The 26,964-nt window shown below is 38.7% G+C and carries 22 protein-coding genes and 1 pseudogene; 6 read left to right on the forward strand and 17 right to left on the reverse strand.

Annotation, left to right across the window (positions count from 1 at the left end):
• Position 1: 1 nt before the first annotated feature.
• From R8495_RS01595 to R8495_RS01620, 6 genes are all read left to right on the forward strand, one after another.
• A complete protein-coding gene (locus R8495_RS01595) occupies positions 2-646 on the forward strand; it encodes a CBS domain-containing protein (protein WP_317635821.1) in 645 nt (214 codons plus the stop codon).
• A gap of 176 nt (positions 647-822) precedes the next feature.
• Complete coding sequence (locus R8495_RS01600) at positions 823-2,496, forward strand: WxL protein peptidoglycan domain-containing protein (RefSeq protein ID WP_317635822.1); 1,674 nt, start codon at positions 823-825, stop codon at positions 2,494-2,496.
• Between the two features lie 163 nt (positions 2,497-2,659).
• Positions 2,660-3,769 (forward strand): DUF916 domain-containing protein, encoded by a 1,110-nt coding sequence (locus R8495_RS01605; protein ID WP_317635823.1) that lies wholly within the window; start codon positions 2,660-2,662, stop codon positions 3,767-3,769.
• A gap of 99 nt (positions 3,770-3,868) precedes the next feature.
• Positions 3,869-5,233 carry a hypothetical protein gene (locus tag R8495_RS01610; protein ID WP_317635824.1) on the forward strand — a complete coding sequence of 455 codons (1,365 nt, stop codon included), beginning with the start codon at positions 3,869-3,871 and terminating at the stop codon, positions 5,231-5,233.
• Positions 5,234-5,344: 111 nt separating this feature from the next.
• Positions 5,345-6,508: a hypothetical protein gene (locus R8495_RS01615; RefSeq protein WP_317635825.1), complete on the forward strand. Its 1,164-nt coding sequence runs from the start codon at positions 5,345-5,347 to the stop codon at positions 6,506-6,508.
• 87 nt (positions 6,509-6,595) lie between these two features.
• The gene (locus R8495_RS01620; RefSeq protein WP_317635826.1) at positions 6,596-7,765 is read left to right on the forward strand and encodes a DUF916 domain-containing protein; all 1,170 of its coding nucleotides are present in this window, start codon (positions 6,596-6,598) and stop codon (positions 7,763-7,765) included.
• A gap of 90 nt (positions 7,766-7,855) precedes the next feature.
• On the opposite strand, the gene R8495_RS01625 is transcribed toward R8495_RS01620, so the two are convergent.
• The 17 genes and pseudogenes from R8495_RS01625 to yaaA form a co-directional block, all read right to left on the reverse strand.
• Positions 7,856-8,407, reverse strand: coding sequence for an NADPH-dependent FMN reductase (locus tag R8495_RS01625; protein ID WP_317636647.1), 552 nt, complete (start codon positions 8,405-8,407; stop codon positions 7,856-7,858).
• A 54-nt stretch (positions 8,408-8,461) separates the two neighbouring features.
• Entirely contained in the window at positions 8,462-8,815 is a 354-nt protein-coding gene (locus tag R8495_RS01630; protein ID WP_317635827.1) for a hypothetical protein, read from the reverse strand.
• Complete coding sequence (locus tag R8495_RS01635; RefSeq protein WP_317635828.1) at positions 8,815-10,059, reverse strand: carboxylate--amine ligase; 1,245 nt, start codon at positions 10,057-10,059, stop codon at positions 8,815-8,817. Before R8495_RS01635 ends, R8495_RS01630 begins: the two co-directional genes overlap by 1 nt.
• A complete protein-coding gene (gene asnB / locus R8495_RS01640; RefSeq protein ID WP_317635829.1) occupies positions 10,056-11,948 on the reverse strand; it encodes an asparagine synthase (glutamine-hydrolyzing) in 1,893 nt (630 codons plus the stop codon). Before asnB ends, R8495_RS01635 begins: the two co-directional genes overlap by 4 nt.
• 66 nt (positions 11,949-12,014) lie before the next feature.
• Positions 12,015-12,602, reverse strand: a complete 588-nt coding sequence (locus R8495_RS01645) for an ATP-binding cassette domain-containing protein (protein WP_317635830.1) — start codon at positions 12,600-12,602, stop codon at positions 12,015-12,017.
• A complete protein-coding gene (locus tag R8495_RS01650; protein WP_317635831.1) occupies positions 12,583-13,230 on the reverse strand; it encodes a hypothetical protein in 648 nt (215 codons plus the stop codon). Before R8495_RS01650 ends, R8495_RS01645 begins: the two co-directional genes overlap by 20 nt.
• 13 nt (positions 13,231-13,243) lie before the next feature.
• Positions 13,244-13,744: a thiol peroxidase gene (gene tpx, locus R8495_RS01655; protein ID WP_317635832.1), complete on the reverse strand. Its 501-nt coding sequence runs from the start codon at positions 13,742-13,744 to the stop codon at positions 13,244-13,246.
• Positions 13,745-13,835: 91 nt separating this feature from the next.
• Entirely contained in the window at positions 13,836-14,663 is an 828-nt protein-coding gene (locus R8495_RS01660) for an alanine racemase (RefSeq protein ID WP_317635833.1), read from the reverse strand.
• Between the two features lie 1,041 nt (positions 14,664-15,704).
• Positions 15,705-16,028 (reverse strand): hypothetical protein, encoded by a 324-nt coding sequence (locus R8495_RS01665; RefSeq protein ID WP_317635834.1) that lies wholly within the window; start codon positions 16,026-16,028, stop codon positions 15,705-15,707.
• Positions 16,010-16,483 (reverse strand): hypothetical protein, encoded by a 474-nt coding sequence (locus tag R8495_RS01670; protein ID WP_317635835.1) that lies wholly within the window; start codon positions 16,481-16,483, stop codon positions 16,010-16,012. Before R8495_RS01670 ends, R8495_RS01665 begins: the two co-directional genes overlap by 19 nt.
• Entirely contained in the window at positions 16,476-17,255 is a 780-nt protein-coding gene (locus tag R8495_RS01675; RefSeq protein WP_317635836.1) for a MurR/RpiR family transcriptional regulator, read from the reverse strand. The genes R8495_RS01670 and R8495_RS01675 overlap by 8 nt, the downstream gene beginning before the upstream one ends.
• A gap of 56 nt (positions 17,256-17,311) precedes the next feature.
• A complete protein-coding gene (locus R8495_RS01680) occupies positions 17,312-19,204 on the reverse strand; it encodes an alpha-glucoside-specific PTS transporter subunit IIBC (RefSeq protein WP_317635837.1) in 1,893 nt (630 codons plus the stop codon).
• Between the two features lie 103 nt (positions 19,205-19,307).
• The gene (locus tag R8495_RS01685; protein ID WP_317635838.1) at positions 19,308-20,639 is read right to left on the reverse strand and encodes a 6-phospho-alpha-glucosidase; all 1,332 of its coding nucleotides are present in this window, start codon (positions 20,637-20,639) and stop codon (positions 19,308-19,310) included.
• A 437-nt stretch (positions 20,640-21,076) separates the two neighbouring features.
• A pseudogene (gene gyrA, locus R8495_RS01690) lies at positions 21,077-23,536 on the reverse strand (DNA gyrase subunit A); the annotation flags it as partial.
• 16 nt (positions 23,537-23,552) lie between these two features.
• The gene (gyrB, locus tag R8495_RS01695; RefSeq protein ID WP_317635839.1) at positions 23,553-25,499 is read right to left on the reverse strand and encodes a DNA topoisomerase (ATP-hydrolyzing) subunit B; all 1,947 of its coding nucleotides are present in this window, start codon (positions 25,497-25,499) and stop codon (positions 23,553-23,555) included.
• Positions 25,492-26,646 (reverse strand): DNA replication/repair protein RecF, encoded by a 1,155-nt coding sequence (gene recF / locus R8495_RS01700; RefSeq protein ID WP_317636649.1) that lies wholly within the window; start codon positions 26,644-26,646, stop codon positions 25,492-25,494. Before recF ends, gyrB begins: the two co-directional genes overlap by 8 nt.
• The gene (yaaA, locus tag R8495_RS01705) at positions 26,609-26,857 is read right to left on the reverse strand and encodes a S4 domain-containing protein YaaA (RefSeq protein WP_317635840.1); all 249 of its coding nucleotides are present in this window, start codon (positions 26,855-26,857) and stop codon (positions 26,609-26,611) included. Before yaaA ends, recF begins: the two co-directional genes overlap by 38 nt.
• Between the last annotated feature and the right edge of the window lie 107 nt (positions 26,858-26,964).

Here is a 26,964-nt window from a genome sequence, read left to right on the forward strand (position 1 = left end):
AATGGCGGTTACTGATTATATGAGTAAGGATTTGATAACGATCACCCCTGACGAACATATCAATAAAGCATTAGATATTATGAAAGGGCATCAAATCAATCAAATTCCGGTTTTAAAAGAAGGAAAACTAAAAGGGTTGATTACGAGAGAAGATATCGCAGCAGCAATGCCTTCCACGTCAACGAGCCTGAGTGTTTATGAGGTTAGTTACCTTATTAGTAAGGCACAAATTTCTGATGTAATGGAGAAAAATGTTGCAACAATTTCATCTCAGGCCCAGCTTGAAGATGCTGTTAAAATTCTTAGAGATCAAAACATCAACGTTTTGGTAGTTGTTGATAACGAAGCAGTCAAAGGGATTCTGACCAAAAATGATATTTTTGATGCTTTTTTGCAAATTGCAGGTTACGACTTACTTGATAGTCTCTTTCTTCGAGTTAAAGTGGTCAAAGACGATAAGGGAGTGATTGCTCATCTGGGTTCGGTTTTGGCTGAAAATGATTTTTCAATTTTGAACTTAGTAGTTTTGCGCCATCCAAGTGAGCGCGTTTTAGAATTACATGTCAAAGGACAAGATGTACCTAAATTAACAGCGGCCTTAACAAGCGAAGGTTTTGACCTGGAAGAAATTCATGCGGTCGGGTAGTTAAAACTTTATTGAAAATTATATATTTGAATGTAGCGATCACTAAAAAGTCAGTTGAACTGGCTTTTTCTTTTGGTAAGTTCGGTTTTTTACGTCTTTTTTTCTCGATTGTGAAAAAAAAATTTCTGGAGAACCGTTATAATTAACTTAGATATTTTTGAATGGAGAGGAGTATCTTGAAAAAGGTTAAAATTTTTCCTCTATTATTAATGATGATAATCGCCTTTGGGCTGAATATCAGATCTGTATCAGCTGATATTACTAATGTATCAGTGACCCCGCAGATCGATAGTGGAGATACAGATAAATTTGAAATGGTGGTCAAATCGGGGGAGAAGCGTTCTCTTACGATTGCGTTTACTAATTTTGGCTCGTCTGTTGAGCGCTTAGCTATTCAGCCGACAAATGCACAAACAGATGCAACTGGTAATTTTGTTTATAATCAGGTTGTTAAGAAAGGGACTGCTGGGTTACAGCAAGCCTTTGCTGATATGACATCGAAAAAAACTATTACCTTGCAGCCCCAAGAGTCAAAGACTGAGACTTTAGTTGTTAATACGCCAAGCGAACGCTTTGACGGGGTTATTTATGGTGGTTTTAACATCTATAGCGTAAATGCAAATGGTGGTCATCTTAATAGTGAATCAACTCCGATCCCAGTGATTATTACACAAACTAATCAGAATGTACCGGGAAACGGGAAAGTTACCGGAATCGTTGCTCAGGCAATTGCCTATCAACCCAATATAGTTATTAAATTGGAAAATTCCAAACCAGGTGAAGCAAAAAATGTTTCTTATAATTTGATGATTCAAAGGAAGGGAATGTTTAGTTTTTTAGGCTTTAATGGACGAAAAGTTCCGGTCTATCAATCGAACTTATCGATTGCACCGAACTCAATTTTGCCAGTCCCGGTTAATTATAAACAGCAGCCGCTTACCCCAGGTGAGTATATGATTACCGGTAGTTTTACAATTAACGGTAAAACTCATAAGGTTAAAGAAAACTATAATATTAGTAAAGCTGACGCCGAGAAGGTTAACAAGCAGTCAAAAGGGTTGATCTACGATAAAACTTGGATTTTTATTTTAGTAATCATTGGGTTAATTATCTTAATTGGTATTGTGATTTTCTTGATCATTCGCCAAATCAGATATAATCGGCGAGAAGAAAACAATCGTTTGGTTGCAGAATCCGATAAAATGTTAAAATCAGACCAACTGAAGAATGGTTCTGAGGACAAAGATAAGAGCGCTGCCGCTCCTAATTACGGTCAAAGTAATGTTGGGGCGCCAAATCCTCAGCGAGCGCCGCAGCAAATGCCTTATAATAATCCTTATCCGAACAATTTAAATAATTTGCCAAATCAAGGACAACAGGGGACGATCTCAAATGGGCAGATGCCTAATCCTACTTATCCTCAAAATACAGGCAATAATAATCAGCAAGCTTGGCCCAATCAAAATCCTTACTATCAAGGACCTAACCAACAAGTTAATCCAAACTACGCTCAGCCACCATATGCGAATTTTCCTTCAGGTCAACAGAATCCGCAAAATAATTTACCGAATCAAAATCAATGGAACCCAGGAAATCAGGTGAATAATAATTCGCAGCAAACTCCAGCTAATGGACAGAATTGGCAGCAAAATTATCAAACACCTCCGTATCCAGGGAATTATAATCAACCGCCGCAAGGTAATTATCAAGGTCAAGGAATGCAACAGGCTCCAGGTTCAGTTTCCAATCCAAACTCAGCTCCGACGCAGCCGACGGCTAATCCAAATGATAATCAAAGCAACGATGGTTGGGATGATTTATCTTTAGACGACCTTTTGAAAAAGCATTAATAACGCACTATATCAATGCCTTATCCAGCATTTATTAGTGCTTTTTTTTCAGTAAGACATTGCGTATAATTAAAAAAAAGAAGATTCTTAATCGTTAAATTCGGCGAAAATTGAATAAGGAGGCAACTATCCACTTATATATAAGTAGGTATAGTAATTCAACTTGCAAAAAAAATCTAAAATAACTTATTTTCTAATATTAATAATCAGTATGGTTCTTTTGCTTGATCGCTCGATAGTTAAGGCAGAATCTCAAGCTAACTTACAAGCGTCAATGCCACATTTGACGTTGATAACTGATGAAGAGGGATTTACAAAAAGCAATAGCGAAGGTTTTTTTGATCTTGATTTTAAACCTGGCGAGGCGGTAGTTTTAGGTGTTAAAATTCAAAATGTTGTAGACCGAGAAATAAAAGTTGAAATTACGCCAGGCACTGTGATTACAAATCAAGGCCATATTGTCTATGGAGACCAATCGAATCAGATGATTGATTCAAGTAATCGGCATCGTTTTTCTAAAATGGTCAAAAAACAGACAATAACTGTTGAGCCAAAAGGTACAGTGACGGTGAAAATTCCGGTGACAGTACCGAAAGAAAAATTTGATGGAACTATTCTTGGGAATTTGGCTTTTACTGTCCTTGGTCAAGAACAGCAGAACAAAACTGACCAAAAAAGTATGGCGATGATTACAAATGTGGTCAGACAAGCAATTGTGGTCCGTATGAAGCAAGGGGTTCAGCCTGAGCCTAATTTTGAGATCGGTAATCCAGCAACTGGTGGAACAATTAACGGACCGACTTTCACAATTCCGATCCGTAATACTGCAGCAACTTATTTCAAGGAGAACGTAGGCACCCGCGTTGACTATGAGGTTACTAAAAAAGGTAACTCAAAGGTAAAATATACTCACACTGACAAAAATATATCGATGGCGCCCAACTCTTTTTATAACGGAGTCGTTGATACCAAAGGTCAGACGATTGAGCCAGGAGAGTACCAAGCTAAAATTGCGATTAAATATAAAGGGAAAACAACTAAGTTTTCTCGGGATTTTAAAGTTAGTCGAGCGCTTGCTAAAAATATCAATAAAGGGGCAACAGTTAAAACCAAAAAACCCCAGTCTGGCCTGAATTTCTTAGTCATTGCGATAATTTTTGTGCTGCTTTTGGTCCTTTTAGTTGCATTGTATGCAGGAATGCGGCGAGCTCGTAAACAAATGAAAAAGGATAAAAAAAGGCCGTATCGGACATTAAGAAGTCGGAAAAAATAGTTCTTAGATCAATTAACTTAAATATTTTTGTTAAGAAATGATTATTTAAAGGCTTTGTATTCAGTTATACTAGAGTACAAAGAGGTCGAAGAAAATAGCATGAATAAAAGTATCAAAAAAATCAATCTAATTTTGTTAGGTTTTTCTTTTTTCCTATTAATTATGTTGAAAGTCGTTTCAGTTGAAGCTAGTGACAATGCGTTAACACCAACTACGACAACTCCAAGAAGTCCGGGTACTATTAATAACCCGGATGGCAGTACGCTTACAGTACCTTCGGCTGATAATGTAACAACAGTCACTAATCCTGATGGATCGGAATCGGATAATAAACATGTTTATAATGCTTATAAACCAGATGGTAGTTATCCGATTGAAGCTCAGTCGGGAGTGACGGTTAGTCAAGCATATTCAACTGTTGGAGTTTCATTTCTAGATGGTACGTTGAGTCTCATCGCGGTGCCAAATTTTGATTTTGGAGCAAATACTCTAGATGGGAAAACTCGTTTCATTCCTTTGTATTCTGATGCACTAAGTAGCGTTGGAGATCCAACTAATGGAGCTTTTATTGACACCTCGGCTAATTCTTCGGGAGCTGCAGTCAAAAGTTTACGTGATCCTTCAAAGTATCGTGCTTTGATTGTCTCTGATAGCCGTTTGCCGCTCGATAGTACTGGAAAATATAATGGCTGGTGGGTTTCTGCCCATATGTCTGTGGGAAACTCGGGATCTTTAAATGGATCTAACTCAAATAGTCATGTTTCAGTGCCTGGTCAAGCAGGTGACGATCCTAACCCGGATGCAGGCAATGATTCAACGAATCAAGCACTTCAGTTTCCAGCTATGATCGAATTTGGCAATGGGTTTGCTAATTCAAGTTATACGATCTCTTCAATTGAAGGAGGCCAAAGTGGGAATTCGACTCCCGTTTCTCATCCGGCAACGTATTACAATAAGGATTCTTATCTAAAAGGAAACAATAGTGTTGATGGAACTTTGCAAGCTTCTAGTTGGCAAAGAGTCGATAGTGTAAGTAATACTAATGCTGATGGCATTCCATCTGATAACCAGTCTACAGGTTCACTAAGAGGCCTTTATTTTCCGCGGTTGAGCGTCACACCTGATCGAAATAGTGCTGCTCAGTTGACGGGGGCTGGCGGCCAATTGACTGGTTCAACAGGTCGCCCTGCAGTAGCTAATAATACAGCGATTACGACAATTCCAATGAGTAATAGTGATAATTTGATCTGGGGTTATACAACAGCGCAAGAGAATCAAGCTAATAATTCAGCGTCAACAGGAAATGGCCCAGATAGTGTCTCAAACGGTGCATGGGCGCTTGATTTTCAAGATCGAGGTTCAGCTATCATGGCATTTCCTAACGCAGTTACGCTTAATCGTCCGGGTACTTATATTTATAATCTCTACTGGACTTTAAACAGCGGTTTTAAGAGTAACCCATAGTTTTAATAGATCTTTTCAAAAAAACAAAAATAATTTATCTAGAAAGAATAAATTATAGCAATTATTCAGGTATAATTATTTTGGGTAGATTTTCTGGGTGGAAAGATAATTATGAAAGAGAAAAAGAAGACTTTAAAAATAGCTCTGTCCTGTGCTTCGATCCTCGGCTTGTTTGCACCAACGGTGGTTGGGCAACACGAGCTGGTTAAGGCAGATACGGTTGTAGCATCTGCGACAACTAATGTTGGGATCACTTTTGAGGACGGGAATTTAAGTTTAGTTTCAGTTCCAAACTTTGATTTTGGAGCTAATACTTTAGATGGAAAGACGCGTTTTGTTCCATTGTATTCAAATGCTGCAAATAGAGTAGATGACGTAACAAATGGTGCTTTTGTCGATACGGCAACTACCACAACGGGAAACGTTACTGTCTCGACTAAGAAATTGAGAAATCCGGCTAATTACCGGGCTTTAATTGTTACTGATAGTCGTTTACCAATTAATAATTCTGGTACTTACAACGGGTGGAAAGTTTCTGCTCATTTAGATGTGGGAAGTGCCTCTTCTTTGGTTGGCTCTAATTGGAATAGTCATCCAACGGGTACAAATCCAGATCCGAATCCGGACGCAGGGATGAATGCTGGTACAAATTTGAAATTTGCAGCGGCAATTGAATTTGGTAACGGATATAACGGGACTGGTTATAAGATTGATAGCTTGACTGACGGTCAAACTGGTAATTCAGCGGCGATTTCGCATCCGGCAACTTACTATAATTCGGATCCTGAGATGTTAGGTACGGAAAATAACAATGGGGTAGTTTCTCCCACCCCTGCATCTGTTTGGAAGCGAGTTGATTCGGCATCTGACGACGTTCCGGCAGATAATCAGGTAAGTGGAGATTTTAAGGGATTATTTTTCCCAAGGCTTAGCAAAACTCCTTCTAAGAATACAGCGTCACAGCTTACGGCAGTATCAAGTACAGGACCTAACTCGGCTAATAATGCTAACAACGCCTCGATTACGACAATTCCAATGAGTACTGTTGATAATGATATCTGGGGTTATACCAAAGGTCAAGAAAGTATAGCTAACGGTGGGATTGCTTCTGGCTCAGGTCCGGAAAGTGTCTCTAATGGTGCATGGGCGCTTGATTTCTATGATCAAGGATCGGCGATTATGGCACTTCCTAGTGCAGTAACGCTTAACCGGCCTGGGACTTATATTTATAATCTTTATTGGACCTTAAGTACAGGTTTCCAAGAAAATCCATAATCTCCTTAACGGGAGATTTTTACTTTTCTAGGGATATTTTTCGATATTTGAAATACAGCCGAACAGTTTTCACGATACAATAAGAAGATGATGACGAGAAGAAGAAAAAATATTTGTTTGTTTGTTGTAATGCTAATCATGTTTTTCTTGAAGGTGGATCAAGTAAATGCCGCTGATGCAGGAATTTTTAGCGTTAAACCAATTTTTCCAGAAAACCAAATTAGTAAGCAAAACTCTTACTATCTTTTGGTGAAACCGGGTCAAAAACAAACGGTTTCGTTCTATATTTCTAATTTGCAGAATAAGAGTCAGACATTTCGAGTTGAAGCGGGAATGTATGTGACCAATTCGCAAGGGGATATGGTTTTAACCACTAATAAAAAAGATTTGGATTCAAGTTTGCCAGTAAGTTTACTGGATATGAAAGTGAAGCCGACTTTAGTGACGGTGCCAGCTCAACAAACAGTGCAAGTTAATCAGGAATATCAGATCCCCGCTAAGCAATTTAAAGGGTTAATTTACGGTGGAGTTCGAGTTACCTCTGGTTTACAAAGTTCTGTTGAGGTCAAAAAAAAGAGCAAAAAAGGGGCCCGCACATTTGTCAATACTTACGGCCGGATGGACACGGGAATTATTATGACGATGGACCGCAAGTATCCAAAAGGTGACTTAAAAGTTAAGAACGTTACACCAGTTGCAGCCACGCCTAGTCCGGTTTTTAATATTAAAGTTCAAAATCCGCAGGGAACCATTATAGATAGCCTGAATCTAAAAGCAAAGATAGAGAAGGATGGAATTGGAATCAAAAATACCAATTTATCGAAGGTAAGTCTGAATAGCGACTATTATCGTTATACGGTTGCTCCTTATTCTAATTTTACACTTTCAATGAATATCGGGAAAAAGCGACTGGTGCCAGGTCAGTATACTTTAAAGTTGACTGGAAAGTCACATGGGCATGAATTTAAGCAAGATTACAAATTCATGGTTACTAAAAATTCAGCCCAAAAGATTAATAAAGATAATTCAAACATAAATCCAGACTATACTTGGCTGTTCTTCATTATCATTATTGGGATCGTGCTGATCTTGATTGCATTTATCATCTTTATGTACTTCTTTGGGATGAAAAAAATTCTTAAAACGCCTGATAAAGCCGCTTCAAAAACAAATCCAAAGTCCCAAGATAAAGTTTCAGCTTCTGAAACTAAGAAGAATCGTTATGGAAAGTCGAATGTTCCTAAACGCCAGCGCTAAGCGTGAGGCGTTTTTTTTGAAAAAAAAAGCCTGAATGACGCGCCCTCAAGTTTATTTCAACTTTCGGGGGACACGTCAGAACAGGCTTTTTTAGTAGCGTTCAATCAATTGAACAAAAGCATCCATAATTGATTGAAGAAATTTCTTAGTGCTGTCATTTGTAATCTTAAGATCGTCATCCAAAAAACTTGTGACATTACCGATGTAAGCTTCTGGTTGCTGAAGAGTTGGCATATTGAGAAATACTAACGACTGTCTTAATTGATGATTGGCTCCAAATCCACCCATCGCCCCTGGAGTATCGGAAATGATGACTGCAGGTTTTTGATCCCAAAGATTTTGACCATAAGGTCTAGAACCTACATCTAGCGCATTCTTTAAGGCAGCGGGTAAACCCCGATTGTACTCTGGTGTTGCAAAAATCACTGCATCAACAACATTTAGCTCAGAGCGAAATGCTTCCCACTCAGCTGGAGCACGGTTCTCATCATCTAAATCTTGATTGTAAAGTGGCAAATTAGCGATGTTCAATTCTTTGACCTTAAAATCTTTAGGAAGCATTTGAGCCGCTTGGGTGGCAATTGCCCGAGTGTATGAACCTTTACGTAAACTACCAATTACTAAACCAATTGTTTTCATTATCTATACCTCACTTACTTTTTGTAAGTTTATCTTACTCGCTTTTAAAGAAAAATACTAGTCGATTTTGATAATCTTTTTGATCTTTAAGTCATTATTTGCGATGGTTTCTGCTAGCAGATCAAGATCTTTGCCGACTAAAGTTACAATTATATTTAGATCTGGTCGAGTTTCGTTAATGCGATTTGCCAAGAGAGAAAGTTCCTCGACCAATTTAGCACGGGTTTTATTTTCTTTTTGGATATGTGGCGGAATGATCGGAAAATTGATTTCATCATTAGGCACTTTATCAATGATCTCACTTGTTGGGGTGGAAGCTGCCAAATAAACTTCTTCAAAATCAAGTTCAGAGAGTGCAGATTCTAAAGACGAGCTCATTTGAATATGATTTAAATAAATTAGGACTGCCATTAATCTTTTTTCATCTGCCCGAATTGTTTAAAATCTTTCCGGTAGTACTTCTTGAAATGCCAAATCATGAGCTTTCTGCGAAGACTCAAGTCTTCACTGTAAGTTAGTGTATCACCAAAATGGCCCATTTTGATCAATTCAGTTGCTCTTTGATAGGAAGAATCATCTTCAGTATAATGATTGAAAACATCCATCGGAACTGATAACCATAAAATGTGTTTGGCAGGATCTTCATTACAATACTGAGTTGGTTGAGCTTTCAGGTTGTCTAAGAAGTAATCATCAATTAGAAATTGCGGGAAAGAAGCACCATTTAGGTTGACATAGAAAGAAGAACGTCCAAAACGTAAATTAATTTCGAAAAATTTATATTTGCGGTCGCGCGGATCGAGTTTAATATCGAAATTAGCGAATCCGGTGTAATTAATATCTTCAAGAAATTTTTGAGCTTTTTGGTACAGTTCTTGATCGTAGACAGGCAAAATAGCCAAATAATTACCAATTGCACTCGCTCCGGGGTCTTCTAAGAGCGGATGTCCGAGATTCATCATTTTGACATGATGGTACTGATCGACGTAACAATTTAAAACTCGATCAGCAGCAACACCGCCTGGAATGAATTCCTGCAAAATAAAATTCCCATCATATCCCGCGTTAATAGCGGCCTGAATAGTTGAACTAACCTCAGCTGGCGAATTTAAAATAAAAGCTTTTTTTCGACCGGGGAAATCAACGTCGAGCCACTTAACGCTGTCAACTGCTTTCAGGGCAACCGGAAATTCACCACCGATTTTAGCGTAATCGAGATCGGAATAATTTTCAGGAGTAATAATTAATGATTTCGGGTGATCAAGCCCGTATTCATCAGCAATTTTAATGAATTCCTCTTTATTGGTTAATTGGTCTGTTAACCGATAGTCAACAAATGGAAATGTAAAATAATTCTTTAAAATATCGCTGTTTCTCGAAAGGAGTTCTACGTAAGTGTCGCCGCAAGGAATCGGGAATAACGTCACATTTTTGCCATCAAACTCGTGATAAAGGTCAATCATGTGCTTAACAAATTGCTGATCGTCTAAGAGATCTGGAAAAATTTGAAGATTGATAAGTTTTGAGTACTTGGTCGCCGAAAGACGAACTTTAGCAATCACGTCAACTTTTTGGTGAGTGATTTGATAAATAGCTCGTACCTGTCCGTAAGCATTTTGATCGCTACCTAAGACAATAAAACGGTATTTGTTCACTTTGCAGATTCTCCCTTCACGTAAGTGGGGATCGTTTCATCAATAAAATAAACTTTGTACCAAACTAAGAAAGTATAAATAGTCCAGACTTTACGGCGATCTTCGGCATCCCCGTTGTGGACACGATCGATCAGATCAAGGATTTTTGGTACATCAAAAAATTCTTTGACAAAGTCTTGTTCAAATAAATTACGAATTCTTGTGTAGAAATTATCATTTTCTAACCAAGCTTTAACAGGAACCGGAAAGCCTAATTTTTCTCTTTGCACCCATTCTTCTGGTAAATGCTTCTCGGCAGCTACTCTAAGGGCATATTTGCTGTTTTTTGGCGTCAAAAGATACTTAGTTGGAATCTTACTTGCAACTTTAGCTACTTCCTTGTCAAGAAATGGAACTCTTAGCTCCATTGAGTTGGCCATTGACATTTTATCGGCTTTTAGAAGAATATCTTTTGCCATAAATAAATGCAGATCAAGGTACTGCATTTTCTTCACTTCATCAGTATAATTGGCAACCCGATCATATGATTTAGAGACGATCTCTTCTACGGATTCTGAAATCTTAAATGGTTCAGTTAAGTAGCTTGCAGCTTCATTTTCACCAAAAATTTTGGCCTCGCCAATAAAAAAGTCTTCTGCGCGCGCTGTACTTTCATAAAGATGAAGGCGACCGTGGAAGTTTGGCATTTTTCTAAGCTTGTTTGCCAGGTGATAACGCGTCTGCGGTTTTAATTTGCGCAATTGCGCCCCAATCGTCTTGATGACGCGCGAATGGGAATGATAACCGTAATCCACGTAACCGGCGAACAATTCGTCAGCGCCTTCACCTGACAAAATTACCGTCACGTATTTACTTGCAAGTTTAGTTAGAAAGTAAAGAGGAACGCAGCTCGGATTAGCATCCGGCTCATCTAAATAATACTGAATAAGTGGAAAATTATCGAATGCTTCTTCGCTTGTGACCACTTCCGATTCATTATCAAGACCGAGAAGCTGGGCCAATTCTTTGGCTTGAATTGCTTCATTGTATGATTTGTCGTCGAATCCGACGGAAAAAGTATGTTCAGGTTCTGAGAGGCTTGTAATATAGCTGGAGTCAATGCCGGATGACAAGAGTGATCCGACCGGTACATCACTAATTTTATGAGCTTCAACGCTATCGTTAATAACCTCTTCAATTTCTTTGACGGTACTCTCAAAACTCTCGCCAGCATCTTTAAAATCGAGATCCCAGTACTGTTTAACTTCCAGTTCGCCGTCTTTAAAAGTGAAATAATGCCCGCCGGGAATACTAAACACGTTCTTGAAAAAAGTCTCTTCAAGCGCCGAGTATTGGAACGTTAAATAAGGCTTCAAGGCTTTTTTGTTGAGCTCTTTTTTAAAGTAGGGATGATAAAGAAAAGATTTGATCTCAGATCCGACCAAAAAGCGATCGCCATCATGATAATAATACATTGGCTTAATTCCAAAGAAATCACGGGCGCCGTAGAGCTTGCGCTCTGAATTGTCCCAAATCAAAAAGGCAAACATTCCGCGAATTCGCTTAAGTAAGCCTTCCATGCCCCATTCTTCAAAACCATGTAAAAGCACTTCCGTATCAGTTTTAGTCGTGAAAGTGTGACCAGCACTGACTAGTTCTTTACGTAAAGGCTTAAAATTATAAATTTCGCCGTTAAAAATAATTGCTTTTTGACGATCTTCGTTGAAAATTGGTTGACTGCCGCCTCTGAGATCGATGATCGATAGTCGCCTAAATCCCAAAGCTACATCATCATCAATGTATTGGCCTGAACTATTAGGTCCACGATGTTTGATCGCATTCATCATATTGGTCAGTACTTCTTCTTTGTTTTCTAAAGCGCGATCACAAAATGCAATAATTCCACACATAACAAACTTCCTTCAATTTTTCTTTCTATCTATTCTACCTAAAAAACAGCAGAAAGGTTAGCTGTTTTAAGGTAAAGTTATAATTTTTGTTGGGTCGACGGCGTCCACAGGTTGATTTGCAGTGATAATAATCGTTCGGTTTTGCGCCATTTTGCTTAAAAAACTGCATGCGATGACCCGTGAATCTTCGTCGATATCAGTAAACGGTTCATCCAAAAGAACAAGCGGCTTATCTTCGACGGAGGACAAAGCCAAATCAAAGCGGGTTTGAATCCCAGGGGGATAAACTTTGACGGGTCGGTCGATGTAATTAATCATTTTCAAGTCATTTGAAGCATCAAAAACGGTCTGGAGGGAACGTTTTTGACTTTTGGCGAGTAATTTTAAATGCTCAAAGCCCGTCATTTTCGGATAAAAGTATTCAGACCCTCGCCAAAAAGAGATCAAGTTATGATAGACAGTCCAATTTGGACTGAAGTTGCCAACTAAAATTACACCTGAGCTTGCAGGAATTAAACCAGAAATTCCATTTAAAAGAGTCGTCTTTCCGCTCTTTGGGGCACCGACAACTGTATAAATGCCGTTTTCAGTGATTTGGATATTTAAATTTTCGATGACGGGGCTAAAACCCGCATCAAGTAGAATAATTCGCATAACGATTAATCCTTTTGAAATAGTGACTGTTAACCGCGGGGATGGCATTGAATAAAATCAAAATAATCCCTCCTAATGATAAAGCGACGTTCACTATTATCGTAGATGGGAAAATCAAAACTCCCGCAGTGGTAATAAGCCCCACCAAGATGAGATTAACAATGAAGCTTACAACAAATTTACTAATTAATAGATCAAGAGTAATGACAATTCCTACAACTGGCAAGATAAAAATTATAAATTTTGAATATATAGCAAAATTTTCCCAGGAAAATTTGAGGCCTGATAATTGGCAATAAACGAACGAAACAATTATTTTTGTACAAATAAAATAAACTGCTCCTTCTAAGGCGGAAGTGACTACGGCTAAAATATTTGTCCAATAAATTGAAGAGTGGCTTAGATCGAGACGTTTTAGAAAAACGGCCGAACGTCTTTCAGCTGAAAATGTTCCCGCACTGATCAGAACTAGAAAAAAGATCCAACCGCCAAACTCATAAATGGTCGTTTGAATTTTCGAAAAAAAGGTAAAGCCAAAAATTAAAGCACATAAAAGCGCACAAAAGACGAGATAATGAATCCTTCGCTGATGATTTTTTAAGACAAAACTAAAATAATCTTTAAACATTATTCAGGTGTAACTATTTGTTGATTTCTTTTTGAATTGCAGTAAGTGCAGCTTCATAGTTAGGCTCATTACTGATTTCTTCAATAATTTCTCGATAAACAACTACTCCCTGAGCATCAACCAGATAAATTGCTCGGGTATCAAGGCCGTTGGTTGGGATAAAAAGGTTCATCGATTTACCAAAACTTAGCTTCTCATCGGAAAGAACACGCACCGACTTAACGCCTTCTAAGGCACACCAATTTTGTTGGTCCTCAGGCGCGTTGGTTGAGATTGTAATAAAGTTAGCGGCAGGATATCGATCGGCCTCTTGATTAAATTTTTGAGTGGAAATTGAGCAGACACGCGTATTAAGGTCAGGTACGACTGAATAAAGGGTCAGCTTACCAAGCAGCTCAGCCTTTTTTACGATTTTGCGGTCGGCACTTAAAAGTTCAAAGTCAGGTAATTGAGCACCCAAAGCGACTGGATCGCCCGATAATTGAACCTTATCACCGTGAAATAAGATCTCCATTTTGTTTTTTCCTTTCCATTTTAGTTACTAATCCAATTTTACTCTTATTTGTGTAAACTTGAAAATAATTATAAATAATTTAAATGGCTAATCAAAAACTAATGAACTCGCGGGAAATTGAAGGGTTAAATCTGGTTGATAGTTCCCAAGGCGTAATTTTTAAATAATCGGCGACTTTGACAAGGTCATCAACAATTGTAATTATATCTCCTGGCTGGACGGGGTGAGTCAAGCTGATTAAAGTATTTGAAAGTCTTACTTCTTTGATTTGTCCGATTGCTAATTGATATCCAGCAAAGTCAAAACTGAAACCATCTTTCATTCCAAGACCAATTAAAGCCTCTGATCCGTTGACATCAATCACGCGCGAGCGCAGAGTTAGAACCGATTTGCCTCCGTTGATTCCGTAAACAAAAGTTCCAAAAATAAAATCATCGTTGTAACGACCACTTAGAGGATCTGCTTTGTTAGGGGTGATTTCGTATTCGCCCCATAACTTTAAATTAGAAGGGAGAGCTTCAGATAGGTTTTCCGTGGAGGGTGTCAACGCAATGGTAGTGGGAATTTTATTCTGTGCCAATTCTTCCAGAGTGTTTCGTGAATAAACTGAACCGATTAAAAGATTTTCATTAAATATTGGAAGATTTTGATTTGTTATTGGCTCGGTAACTAAAATAGTTTTGTTCGTACCTAAACGTCGGAGTTCTAACGCTTCTTCGATTGTATCGACCACAAATCCTGCTACGTTGGCTCCGATTAATCCGCGCACAAATGATTGAGCTCCGAATCCTAGCGCATTGGCTGAGACATTTACCAAAGGTGATTTTGCGCCAGTTTTTTCTTTAAGAGCCGAGACATTTTTAACGATCGATTTTTTTTGAAGTTCCAGCCAGACCAACGGGCTGATTTTTAAGGACATCTGATTAAATTCCTTTTTTTAATTAATAATTATACGCCTTTTGGTGAAAGCGTGAGTAAAAATCGCTGCTTCAGGTTATAATTAGAAAAATGTTGATGAGGATTAAGGTAATGCGACGAAAACTAGCTTATGCTTTAGTAATTTCAATATTATTAATTCTAATATTTCGGCAACCTTCATCGTTGACGAAAACTTATTTTTTTGCTATAACAAAACCGGAGTTTAGATTAGATAACAAAAAGTTAATTCAAGATGAATAAGAATCCGAATAAGTACCAAATATTTGTCGCGGTTGTTAAATTTACAGGCAATCGTAAGGTCAGACGTATGCAAATCCTTTATTTAAAAAATGGAAAATCGGCAACAAAAATAAAGGGAGAGGGATCTTAATCCTCCATACACTTGACGAATTAACGATTTTGTTCAAAGTAAAATTCTGCAAGAAAATCAGTCTGATGATCCTGTTCGAATTAATTGTGTTTTCCGAAAAGTTGTAAAGGCAGTGACCAAAGAGATCAAAACTAAAACACCAACATCGAATCTTTCAGGCAAGCTTCAAACTTATAAGCGCTTTGAGACAGACTTAATGGAAGGTAATTTGCTATCTAAAAGGCGAAATCCAAACCAGAGTATATTTGATCAGATCTTAGACTAATTCTTTTTGTGTTTTTTAGAATCTTATTTGCAGCTTATTATACTGTAGTTGCAATTATTGGTTTGATGACATTTTTATTTAATATTTTAGCGAAAATCATCTATTTTTTGTAATTTGTTGCACAATTTTGGTATATCGTCTCCCAAAAAATTATCAAAATGATCAGCAGCGTCACAGTCTTTTTTGGTAGATTTTTTGCTACCTATTTGAGGTGACGAAGTTCACGGGAGATTTTCTGGTGTGGGATTGTTTAGAAGTCGTTATTCAGGTGCTAAAAGCAAGAAGGCCTTAAAATGATGTCAAAAAAATACCCCTAAAGGGGCATCTGTTTTACAGCACTGATTTTTGGGCAGCTTCTTAAATTGTCAACTAAAGTCCCGTTAAAATCAAAAATGACTCATGACTTCATGTTTAACGAGCATTTTAATTCTGATCATTTTACGGATCAGTTTAGTAGCTTGTGCACATTCTAAAATAATTAAATGATCAATAATTTTGATTGAAATAATACAGATTCCAAGCTCTAAGATGACATTAAATGGATCAAACCAACTCAGATCTTTCACAGTAATAAAAATTTGGTTGTTTGTATTAGTAATTAGCGCAATATTACCATCAATTCCCCCTAACAATTTGAGATACAAACGTGCTTTAGCATCAAAATCAGTAGATATCTGGTAATCCTGGCTTCTTAAAAGTAGATTCGCCACATCATGAATCCACAAAATGCATAAATGATGGAAACTAAAATGAGAGTCAGACTCAACCCTTGAGGTTTTTGAACAGAAATTCTTGTCATACTTTTGAGTTTATAGAGACCCATGCCAGACAAGAAGATCATAAAGATATTTCCCAATATTGTTTGAAAAAACAGTAGCACAAGATAGATATTTTTTAAAGCAGGTTTATTATCGACAATGTTTTCATGGAATTGCCATAAATAATAACTCAACATTAAATCGACCAGCGAAATGATGAACATTATACTCACTTCGGGATTAGCTTGAAGAGTTTTGAGCCAGTTAGCACTAAAGTCCTTGACTGAAATAAATAAATAGGAAAAATATAATACTGGCGTGAAGGCTAAAATGATTACAATCCACCAATAAATTTTTGCAGGTTTAAAATTCATGATGCCTGAAAAACTAGCTTTTAATTTATTCATTTAGAGACTCCTTGTTGTGTTTAAATTTGATGTAGCCCATCGAAAACAAATCGATCAAAATAAAGAGGTTACCAAAAAAATCGACTTCTGATTTGTTTGAGATTTTCTTTTTGATTGTCTCGTAATAAAAATTATACGTAACGATTTTAGAAAGTTCATTTTGTCTCAAAGAGGTAAAGGCAATTGTTCTGATTCCACTATAAGTTAGTTCCTCGACGGCCTCTAAAAGAGTTGGGTTCATTCCAGAATAGGAAATAATCATTAGAATATCTTTGGGTTCAGCATTTGTGATCATCATTTTTAGCTCTGTTTTGGCATGTGGCAGGTCGTAGGTTAGCTTGTTTGTTAAGTATAAATTGCGTTTTAATTGTTCGGCCACAATTTCTTGGACCCAGCCAGTGGAATAAATATAAACGTGTGGCGCCTCCTCAATAGTTTGATACGCATCATTAAGCTGCGAATTACGAAATTGATTAGCAACCCAGAGCACTGATTTAACAGATTGAGAGACAAAATCGATGGGTTCATCGTGAGCTGGCTGAATGATATGAGATTCATCTTCCAGTAAATACTTGAGCTGACTATAACCGTTTAAACCTAATTTTTGACAAAGACGAAAAATTGCTGATTTGGAAAAATGAGTCTTAGCAGCGATTTTCTCTAAGCTAGCATTTTTAACGAAATCCTTATTTTGATTAATAAAAAGAAGAATATCTCGCTCGTTTTGATTTAATTTATCGTAGTGCTTATTTTCCAATTCGATTAGTTTCATTTTATTTGATCTCCTTTGCGATCTAAGCGGCAAAGGTTTACGGTCAAGCTGAAATTTCACCCGAGAATTTTATTAATAACACCAGCTATTTGTTTAGCATCGCTAATATCAATTTCGACTTGTTGTCCGATGATGGCGATATTTTTAATGTCTAATCCCAAGCTTAAGAAAACGTCTTTTGGATCAACCGTCGTTGGGTTCTTGACCGAAATTGTCAATCGGTCTTTGTTACCGGTAACGTCGGTGATATTTTGAATTTCTCCAGCAGAATCGACGATCAGAGCAGCTTTTTTTGCAATTGGGTTATTCAAATCAAAAATTTTATTAGAATTTTGAGAATCAATATTACTGATATCAGCACCCTGTTTATTTATCAATTCTTGGATTGTTTCTAATACTTGCGGAACATCAAGCCCGACAATAACTTGAATTGCTTTGCCGTGATGAACAACGCCGCTAGCCTTGGCAGCTTTAAAAGTATCATCGCTTGCAAGTTTTCCTTCGTCTTTTACTGTTACCCGTAAACGAGTTGCACAACTAGCTAATTCTACTATATTTTCAACTCCGCCTAAACCAGAGAGATAAGCTTCAGCTCTTTCTTGATAAGGATTAGAAGAAATATTACTTTGATTTTTTGCGAGAAATTCTTTTTTTGAAATCAATGTTGGGTCATCATCGATTGTTTCGCGCCCAGGAGTTAGATAATTGAAATGTTCAATCATGAATTTAAAGACAAAGAAAGTAATACCTGAAAAAATTAAGGAAATCACGATTTCAATAATAAAAGTTTGCCAGTGATTTGTCCAAAGAGGGATCCAATCCTGAGTAATGTATTCAATTAAACCGTTTTCAAACATTCCGACAACGCCAAAGGCATATAGAGTAGCGTCCATAATTGCTGCCAGTGTAGAGTAGACTAGCCAAAGAGGTGGAGCCACAAAAAGAAAAGTAAATTCAACGGGTTCAGTGATCCCTGCTAATAGCGATGTTAATCCGGCAGGGATTAAAAGTGCTGCAGTAGACTCTTTCTTTGATTTTTTGGCAGTGAAGTAGAAAGCCAAACAAATCGCAGGGATTAAGAAAACTTTTTCGTGGCCAAATAAAGCAAATCCCATCTGAGGAGCAATTTCTTTTAACGGTTTAGTTGAAGCAGCAATTGAGCTGAGATGAGTAAACCACCAAGGCTGCAGTCCTTCAGGCACCACGGCAGGTCCATAAATAAACGGAATATAAATGAAGTGATGGAGGCCAGTTGGGATTAAAACTCGTTGTAAGAAACAGTAAATTCCGACGCCGAGAACGCCAGATGATTTCATGAAATTTTGTAATGATGAAATTCCCATTTGTACTTTTGGCCATCCCCAACAGGTAATTAAAGCCAGTGGAATCATTAAAATAAATCCTAAAATTACTACGTAAGGAGATCCTTGAAAGGTTCCGAGAAAATCAGGCAGTTTTTTATCAAAATATCGATTATGTAGCCAAACGGTGATTCCAGCTACGATCAAGGCCCCGATAATACTAGTATCCAGCGTTTTTATCCCCATAATATTGGTGAGTCCCTGGTTAGTAGAGTTGGGAATGATTTGAATTTTATCAAAATTACTAAATCCAAAAGCACTTCCAAAATTCGCTAAAATTCCATTAACAAGATAATTAAAAGTTGCATAAATGACCAGGGACTCCATTGCTGCACGTCCCTGTGATTTATTAGCAAGTCCGATGGGTAATCCAACGACAAACAGAATAGGAATTATGGCAAATACAGTGAATGCTCCGGCTTGCAGAGTTTTCCAAATTCCAAACCAGGCGGTTCCAGAGGCAGCGAGGCTGCCAAATAAGGCAGTGTTTGTCATTAAAACACAAATAGCAGTCATGATTCCCGCAAACGAAAAGAGGAGGACGGGAGTAAACATTGCTGCACCAAATCTTTGAACTTTTTGCATCATTTTTCTTTTCTCCATTGTTCTTTCAGCAAAAATACGACAGGGGATCTTTTTTAGGTATTAATAAGGGTCCAATGTCGTATTTGATGAGGCTGATATTTATAAATTATTTTAGCTCTGGCCAATAATCCTTGTTGGCAATTATCATATCGTCCAGGATTTCTTTAGCAACTTCGGCATCTGGAACAATTTTGCAAAGACTGAATGCTTGCCAAAGTTTAGTGTATGAATGTTGTTCCCAAGCATCAACTGCTAATTTTTCCACGCAGTTCTGTTCAGTTATGAGGCCACGTTGGAAAGTATCTGCTTGTCCCATTGCCAGTCTTTCTGCACCGTTAGCACCAAATAGGCAAGGGACTTCGACAGTAGCTGTTGGATCAATGTTTTCAATTGCTCCGTAATTTGGAATAATAGCTAACATTCGTTGCTTGGTGTCGTATGCGATCGCTCGACAAAGATCAACAATGTAAGTAGAGTGTTCATCAGATTTGAAGGTTAAATCTCTGGCAGTACCATTTTTGGTGATTCGGTCACATTCATCAAAAACGAATTTTTCTCGGTGTTCTCGAACTTCGTCTGTTCTTGTATGGTGTGGATTGGCGTGTTCTACCACATATTTGGGATAAAGGTAGTATTTAAGGTAAGTATTAGGCAAAGTCGTGGGATCTAAGGCATAGACATCAGCAGCTTTTTTAAATGTTGATTCCCAACTTGCTTCCGTGTTTTTATCAAATTCTCCGCCGACCCAGTATCCGTTTTTAGCAACATATTTTTTGATCTCAGGCATTAAGTCTTTGCCAGTTTTATCTCTAATATCAGTCCACCAACCAAAATGGTTCAATCCATAATATCTAAAGACCAAATCGTTACGATCTTTAAGTCCGACAATCGCTGCCATGCGATCCATGATATCAATTGGCATGTCGCAGATATTAATTATTCGAGATTTCGGTCGAAATCTTCGAGTTGCTTCAGCGACAATTGCAGCAGGATTAGAATAATTGAGCATCCAAGCGTTTGGTGAATATTTTTCCATGTAGTCTACGAGCTCAATCACGCCGGAAATTGAGCGAAGACCATAAGCAATCCCTCCAGGGCCGGTCGTTTCCTGTCCAACTACTCCGTGAGCTAAAGGGATTTTCTCATCTTGATCACGCATCGCATATTTACCAACTCGAATTTGCGCCATTACGAAATCGACATCGGTAAAAGCTTCTTCTGGATCAGTAGAAGCGACAAATTCAACTTCAGGAGCTCGCTCTTTTAGAATAATTCTCGTTGCGTCAGCAATACGTTTCTGTCTTGGCGCGTCATTGTCATAAAATTTCAATTTCCTAATTGGAAAGTCCTTCATGTGATCTAATAGGGTTAAAACAATTCCGGGGGTATAAGTACTTCCTCCACCAGCAATTAAAACAGAAAATTTTCGATCGTCCATTATTAAATTCCTCCATTTTTTTGACAAACTAAGCATAAACACCTCAGAAACCGGTTACAATAGTTTGATGACTTTTGGGGAGAGATTTCGAATTCACAAAAATGTTTCAGTACTTGAAATATTTTTCAGTTTTTGTGTTTTGAATGATACGCGTCTATTTTAAAAATAATTAAGTGAGATTGGATATGAATAAATGATTTTTTGACAAAATAAAAAGGAACGCCGTCTCCTTAATTATTTTGAAATTAAAAATTAGATTGATTAACAGTAACGAAAGGAGAGGAAACGGCCTTCCTTCTCACTACTACTCTACAGATTTTATCTTCGAAATAAAAGGAAAAATTTCATTGTTAATAAAAACTAAAATATTTGTAAATATATAATTTTCGCAAAACAAAAACCAGTTAGATCAATTAGATCTAGCTGGTTGCAATTTATTCTTCTGATTCAGGTTCTTCATCGGGATCTTCAACTTTAATTGCTTTTGATAAAGTAGCAACTTTAGCATCCTGATCAAGTCTGATTAGGCGAACACCAACTGTCGAGCGGCCTGATTTCGAGACATCATTGACGTCAAAGCGGATTACAACGCCAGAATCACTGACGATGAGGACATCCTCGTGACCAACAATCGTCATTACGCCTGCAAGTGGACCATTTTTTTCAGTCACGCGCAGCGTCCGCATTCCTTTACCACCACGTTTTTTCACCGTGTAGTCATCAGCAGGCGTGCGCTTGCCGTAACCATTTTCAGAAATAACCAGAATTTCGCTGTCTTTTGGAATTAAGGTACTTCCGATAACGTAATCTTCATCACGTAGCCGGATGCCCCGTACACCGGAGGCAACTCGTCCAGCAGAACGAACTTCCGTTTCAGGGAAGACGACACAATATCCTAAATGGGTACCGATAAAGACGTTCGAAGCACCGGTTGTAATCATAACATTAACAAGTTCATCACCTTCGTGGATCGTTAATGCTCGAAGGCCAGAGTTACGAATGTTTACAAATTCGCCTGTGTGGGTTCGTTTAACGGTCCCCATCTTAGTTACAAATAATAAGTATTCTTTCTCACTCTCGGCATTAACTTTCACCATCGTGTTAACGTGCTCATCTTTTTCGATGTTGATGAGGTTGATAACCGGCAAGCCCTTAGCGTTTCGACCAAAACTAGGAATCTGATACCCTTTGGCTGAATAAACTTTTCCTTTGTTGGTGAAGAAAAGAATCTGTTCATGGGTATTGGTATAGATTAATTGTTCGACAAAATCGTCATCGTGCAAGCCCATTCCCTGAACGCCACGTCCACCGCGATTCTGTTGGCGGAAGTCACTAGGATCCAAGCGTTTAATATAACCATTATGGGTAAGACCGACAATTATATCTTCTTGCTCAATTAAATCTTCGTCTTCAAAATTGGTAATTTCTTCTTTGACGATCTCAGTTTTTCGCTCGTCGCCGAACTTACTTTCAATTTCTAAGAGTTCGTTGTAAATGATTTCGTTGACCCGTTCTGGGCGGGCCAAAATATCTTGATAATCTGCAATATCTTTTTCTAACTGTGCGTATTCGTCTTCAATTTTATCGCGTTCGAGACCAGTTAAACGAACTAAACGCATATCAAGGATTGCTTGTGCTTGAATGTCATCAAGTTGGAATTTGGTAATTAATCCTTCTTTGGCAACGGCAGGCGTTTCAGCACTTCTAATCAAGCTGACAATCTCGTCAATGTGATCGAGGGCGATTCGCAAACCTTCCAAAATATGAATTCTAGCTTGGGCTTTCTTAAGGTCAAAAGCAGTCCGCCTTCTAATTACAGTTTCTTGGAAAGTTAAGTAATTGTTGAGCAACTCTTTTAGATTAAGAACTTTTGGAGCACCATTGACGATAGCCACCATGTTATAACCAAAGTTGACCTGTAGAGGTGTTAACTTGTAAAGGTTATTTAAGATAATTGATGAAGTAGTATCGCTACGAATTCCAATGACGATCCGCATTCCTTCACGGTCGGATTCATCACGCAATTCGGTGATGCCATCAATTTTCTTTTCGTGGACCAGTTGACCAATTCTTTCAACTAACCGAGCTTTGTTGACCATGTAAGGAATTTCTTTAACGATGATCGTTTCACGGCCGGTTTTTGAAGTTTCAACTTCGGTTTTGGCCCGCAAAACAATGGAACCTTTTCCCGTTTCATAAGCTTGGCGAATTCCGCTGCGTCCAATAACAAGAGCACCAGTTGGGAAATCAGGACCTTTAATATCTTCCATCAACTCAGTTACCGTAACATCAGGATTATCCATTAAATGGTGGATTCCAGCGATCAATTCACTTAAATTGTGAGGTGGAATATTGGTTGTCATCCCAACGGCAATTCCGGTTGCGCCATTCAATAGAAGGTTCGGAATTCTTGAAGGAAGCACTGATGGTTCTTTTTCCGTCTCATCGTAGTTCGGAACGAAATCAACAGTATCTTTGTTGATATCTCTGAGCATTTCCATGGAAATTTTGCTCAGTCGGGCCTCGGTGTAACGCATTGCAGCCGGTGGATCACCGTCAATCGATCCAAAGTTTCCGTGTCCGTCAACGAGCGGATAGCGATAACTGAAATCCTGCGCCATGCGCACCATTGACTCGTAAATCGCAGTATCTCCATGAGGATGGTACTTACCCATAACATCCCCGGTAATTCTTGCGGATTTCTTATACGGGCGATCGGGAAACATACCTTGCTGATTCATTCCAAAAAGAATTCGACGCTGTACCGGCTTCATCCCATCTCTTGCATCAGGTAATGCCCGGGCTACAATAACACTCATGGCGTATTCCAAGAATGAAGTTCGGATTGTTGTGGTTACGTCCGCATTCTCAATCCGGCGATTATCTTGTTCGTCCAAATTAATTTAACCTCCCTTAGGCGTCGATCATTCTCTGGTCGACGTAAACTGCGTTTTCTTCAATGAATTCACGACGTGGCTGGACCTTGTCACCCATCAACATATCAAAAGTATCAGATGCTTCTTGTCCATCGTTTAAATTCATTCTTAAAAGTCTTCGCCGCTCTGGATCCATTGTCGTATCCCAAAGCTGAGCAGCATCCATTTCACCAAGTCCTTTATAACGCTGAACGGCAGGTTTAGGTGAAGGAGAAAGCTGAGCTAGAACTTCTTGTAATTCTTCATCGCTATCGATGTATTGGCGATATTTTCCTTGCCTAACTTGATACAAAGGCGGCTGCGCAAGGTAGACGTATCCGGCTTCTAAGACCGGGCGCATAAAGCGGTAGATCAAAGTTAAAAGCAGAGTTCTAATGTGAGCACCATCGACGTCGGCATCGGCCATAATAATTAGTTTATGGTAGCGGGCCTTTGAAAGATCAAAGTCTTTACCAAAGCCGGTTCCCATCGCGGTAAAAATTGTTCTGATTTCATCGTTAGCGAGAATTTTCTCAAATGAGGCCTTTTCAACGTTAAGAATTTTCCCTCGAATTGGGAGGATTGCTTGAGTTAGACGACTACGGCCTGATTTCGCAGATCCACCGGCCGAATCCCCCTCGACAATAAATAATTCAGAAATCTCGGGGTCTTTACTTGAATTGTCGGCTAATTTTCCTGGCAAGCTGGTAATTTCAAGTCCCGTCTTTTTCCGGGTTGCTTCGCGGGCCTTTTTGGCAGCTTGACGAGCCTTTGCGGCAAGCAAACCTTTCTCAACAATCATCTTTGCTTCATCAGGATTTTCCATTAAAAAGCGATTGAAACTCGCAGAGAAAGTTTTATCCACAATGGAGCGAGTTTCGGAGTTCCCAAGTTTAGTTTTCGTTTGACCTTCAAACTGTGGGTCCGGATGCTTAACCGAAACTACAGCGGTCAGTCCTTCACGCACGTCATCACCGGACAAATTATCATCGTCTTCTTTTAGCGTTTTATTCTTCCGGGCGTAATCGTTAATCACCCGGGTGAGGGCAGTCTTAAACCCTTGTTCGTGAGTTCCGCCTTCGTAGGTGTGAATGTTGTTGGCAAAAGTCATCAGACTATTATGGTAGTCGGTGGTATATTGCATCGCAACTTCAACTGTAATCCCTTTTTGTTCGCCCTCGACGTAGATCGGTTCCTCAAAAATTGGCGTCTTGCCTTTGTTTAGAAATTCGATGTAACTCTTAATTCCGCCGTCGTATTTGTAGACAACAGGTTTAGGGGTTTCTTGACGTTGATCGGTAAAAGTAAGCATGAGCCCTTTGTTAAGAAATGCCAACTCTCTAATTCTTGTATTCAAGATTTTGTCATCAAAAACTGTTGTTTCTTTGAAAATTTCGGGATCAGGTACAAAATGGACCGTCGTTCCGTGAGCATGTTCTGGCGCATCGCCTAAGACTTTGATGGGAGTTTTAACATGCCCATGATCAAAATCCATGTAGTATTTTTTGCCTTCACGAACAACCGTGACGTCTAAATTTGTAGATAAAGCATTAACTACTGAGGCACCAACTCCGTGAAGTCCACCAGATACCTTGTAGCCGCCATTGCCAAATTTTCCCCCCGCATGTAAAACAGTAAAAACAGTTTCAAGGGCAGACTTGCCATTTTTGTCCATTGTGTCAACAGGGATTCCGCGCCCGTCATCGACGACAGTCACTGAGCCATCTTTTTCAACTGTGATCTCAATTTTAGAGGCAAAACCAGCTAAAGCTTCGTCAATTCCGTTATCAATAATTTCCCAAACCAAATGATGCAGGCCTTGAGAACTAGTTGATCCGATATACATCCCGGGACGCTTACGGACCGGTTCCAGTCCTTCAAGAATCTCGATTTCGCCGCTATTATATTCGCGGGCTTGTTTTTCTTTTTCTGTTAAATTATCCATTCTTACCCCTACTAGAAATTCTGCCATCATCAACCTTGATAATTAAGGGTGGTTCAATGATGGACGTGTCAATGTCATTAATGGAAGTGGTGGTGATGAAAATCTGAACCGCTTGTTCAAATGATTTGATCAAAAATGTTTGCCGATTTTGATCTAGTTCAGAGAAAATATCATCAAGTAGTAAAATAGGTGCTTCATGCCGAATTTTTTTGATTACTTCAATTTCAGAAAGTTTCAAGGAGATGGAAACGGAACGTTTTTGACCTTGAGAGCCAAAACTTGCGACGTTTGTTCCATTAACCATGAAACTTAGATCATCGTGCTGGATCCCAGCGATCGTCACTCCTTGGCGTAGTTCACGCTCGCTTAATCTTTCAAACGAGGCCAAAAGAGCGCTCGCAGCGTCTTCAGGGGAGTTTAGCGCATCGCAACTAATTTCGCTGAGATAAACTATTTCAAGTTTCTCTTTCTTCTGCGTTAAACGATAATGAATATCGGTAGCGTATTGTTCCAACTCAGCAATATTTTCGCTGCGAGCCCAAGCGAGATATCCGCCAGCTTCGGCTAAATCGTGATTAAGGACATCAAGGTAAATCGAATCATTGGATTTGCCTTCACGCATCATCTTCAAATATTGATTTTTTTGCTTTAAAGTTCTTTGATAACGCCGCAGCTCATTTAAATACTTCGGGCTGATACTTGAGAGCTCTAAATCGAGATAATGCCGGCGGTAACTTGGAGCACCTTTAACAATGTTGAGATCTTCCGGCGAAAAAATTACGGTATTAATTGCTCCGACAAAATCACTCATGCGTGGCTGTTCTAATTGATTAAGATAAGCGATTTTGCCGCGTTTCTTGATTTTTAAACCTAATTTAATTTCTGATTGAGTATCTCGGGTGAAGGAACCTTCAACGAGGGCTTCTTCCGCCCCACTTTCGATTAATTCACTATCGTGGTTAGTGCGAAAACTTTTGCCCAATGCTAACAAATAAATTGCTTCCAAAAAATTTGTTTTGCCTTGTGCGTTATCACCCAACAAGATATTTACATTTGATAGATTATCGATCGTCATCGCTTCGTAATTACGAAAGTGAGCTAATTTTAAGCTAGCTAGTTTCATCAGAGGCGACAAGCTGAAAATCATTGTTGCCAAAAGATACGATATCTCCTGGACGTAATTTTCGGCCGCGTCTAGTCTCCCGTTCGTTATTGACCAAGACCTCGTATTCGCTTAAGAAGCCTTTGGCCGCGCCACCAGTTCCAATAATTCCCACAATTTTGAGTAAGTCTTGCAGTTTCATGAACTCAGACTTCAGTTTTACTTGTTCTACGTTTTCCACCTCCCGTCGAATCATTTCTATTTTAACACTTATTTGGTCTATTTTGTGAATTTTAAGGGTAAAATTGAAACTTGTAGTATGCATAGTACATATGTTAGAAACATCAGAAAACTAAAAAAACG

It is taken from the genome of Xylocopilactobacillus apicola (genome assembly GCF_033095985.1).
GTDB classification, from domain to species: Bacteria; Bacillota; Bacilli; order Lactobacillales; family Lactobacillaceae; genus Xylocopilactobacillus; species Xylocopilactobacillus apicola.

Coding starts and splice junctions, on each gene's coding strand:
- R8495_RS01595 (WP_317635821.1), top strand. CDS start 2: ATGGCGGTTACTGATTATATGAGTAAGGATTTGATAACGATCACCCCT.
- R8495_RS01645 (WP_317635830.1), bottom strand. CDS start 12,602: ATGCGAATTATTCTACTTGATGCGGGTTTTAGCCCCGTCATCGAAAAT.
- R8495_RS01675 (WP_317635836.1), bottom strand. CDS start 17,255: ATGAAACTAATCGAATTGGAAAATAAGCACTACGATAAATTAAATCAA.
- R8495_RS01660 (WP_317635833.1), bottom strand. CDS start 14,663: ATGTCCTTAAAAATCAGCCCGTTGGTCTGGCTGGAACTTCAAAAAAAA.
- recF (WP_317636649.1), bottom strand. CDS start 26,646: ATGATTTTCAGCTTGTCGCCTCTGATGAAACTAGCTAGCTTAAAATTA.
- R8495_RS01650 (WP_317635831.1), bottom strand. CDS start 13,230: ATGTTTAAAGATTATTTTAGTTTTGTCTTAAAAAATCATCAGCGAAGG.
- R8495_RS01620 (WP_317635826.1), top strand. CDS start 6,596: ATGATGACGAGAAGAAGAAAAAATATTTGTTTGTTTGTTGTAATGCTA.
- R8495_RS01610 (WP_317635824.1), top strand. CDS start 3,869: ATGAATAAAAGTATCAAAAAAATCAATCTAATTTTGTTAGGTTTTTCT.
- R8495_RS01680 (WP_317635837.1), bottom strand. CDS start 19,204: ATGATGCAAAAAGTTCAAAGATTTGGTGCAGCAATGTTTACTCCCGTC.
- asnB (WP_317635829.1), bottom strand. CDS start 11,948: ATGTGTGGAATTATTGCATTTTGTGATCGCGCTTTAGAAAACAAAGAA.
- R8495_RS01630 (WP_317635827.1), bottom strand. CDS start 8,815: ATGGCAGTCCTAATTTATTTAAATCATATTCAAATGAGCTCGTCTTTA.
- gyrB (WP_317635839.1), bottom strand. CDS start 25,499: ATGGATAATTTAACAGAAAAAGAAAAACAAGCCCGCGAATATAATAGC.
- R8495_RS01685 (WP_317635838.1), bottom strand. CDS start 20,639: ATGGACGATCGAAAATTTTCTGTTTTAATTGCTGGTGGAGGAAGTACT.
- tpx (WP_317635832.1), bottom strand. CDS start 13,744: ATGGAGATCTTATTTCACGGTGATAAGGTTCAATTATCGGGCGATCCA.
- R8495_RS01670 (WP_317635835.1), bottom strand. CDS start 16,483: ATGAATAAATTAAAAGCTAGTTTTTCAGGCATCATGAATTTTAAACCT.
- R8495_RS01615 (WP_317635825.1), top strand. CDS start 5,345: ATGAAAGAGAAAAAGAAGACTTTAAAAATAGCTCTGTCCTGTGCTTCG.
- yaaA (WP_317635840.1), bottom strand. CDS start 26,857: ATGATTCGACGGGAGGTGGAAAACGTAGAACAAGTAAAACTGAAGTCT.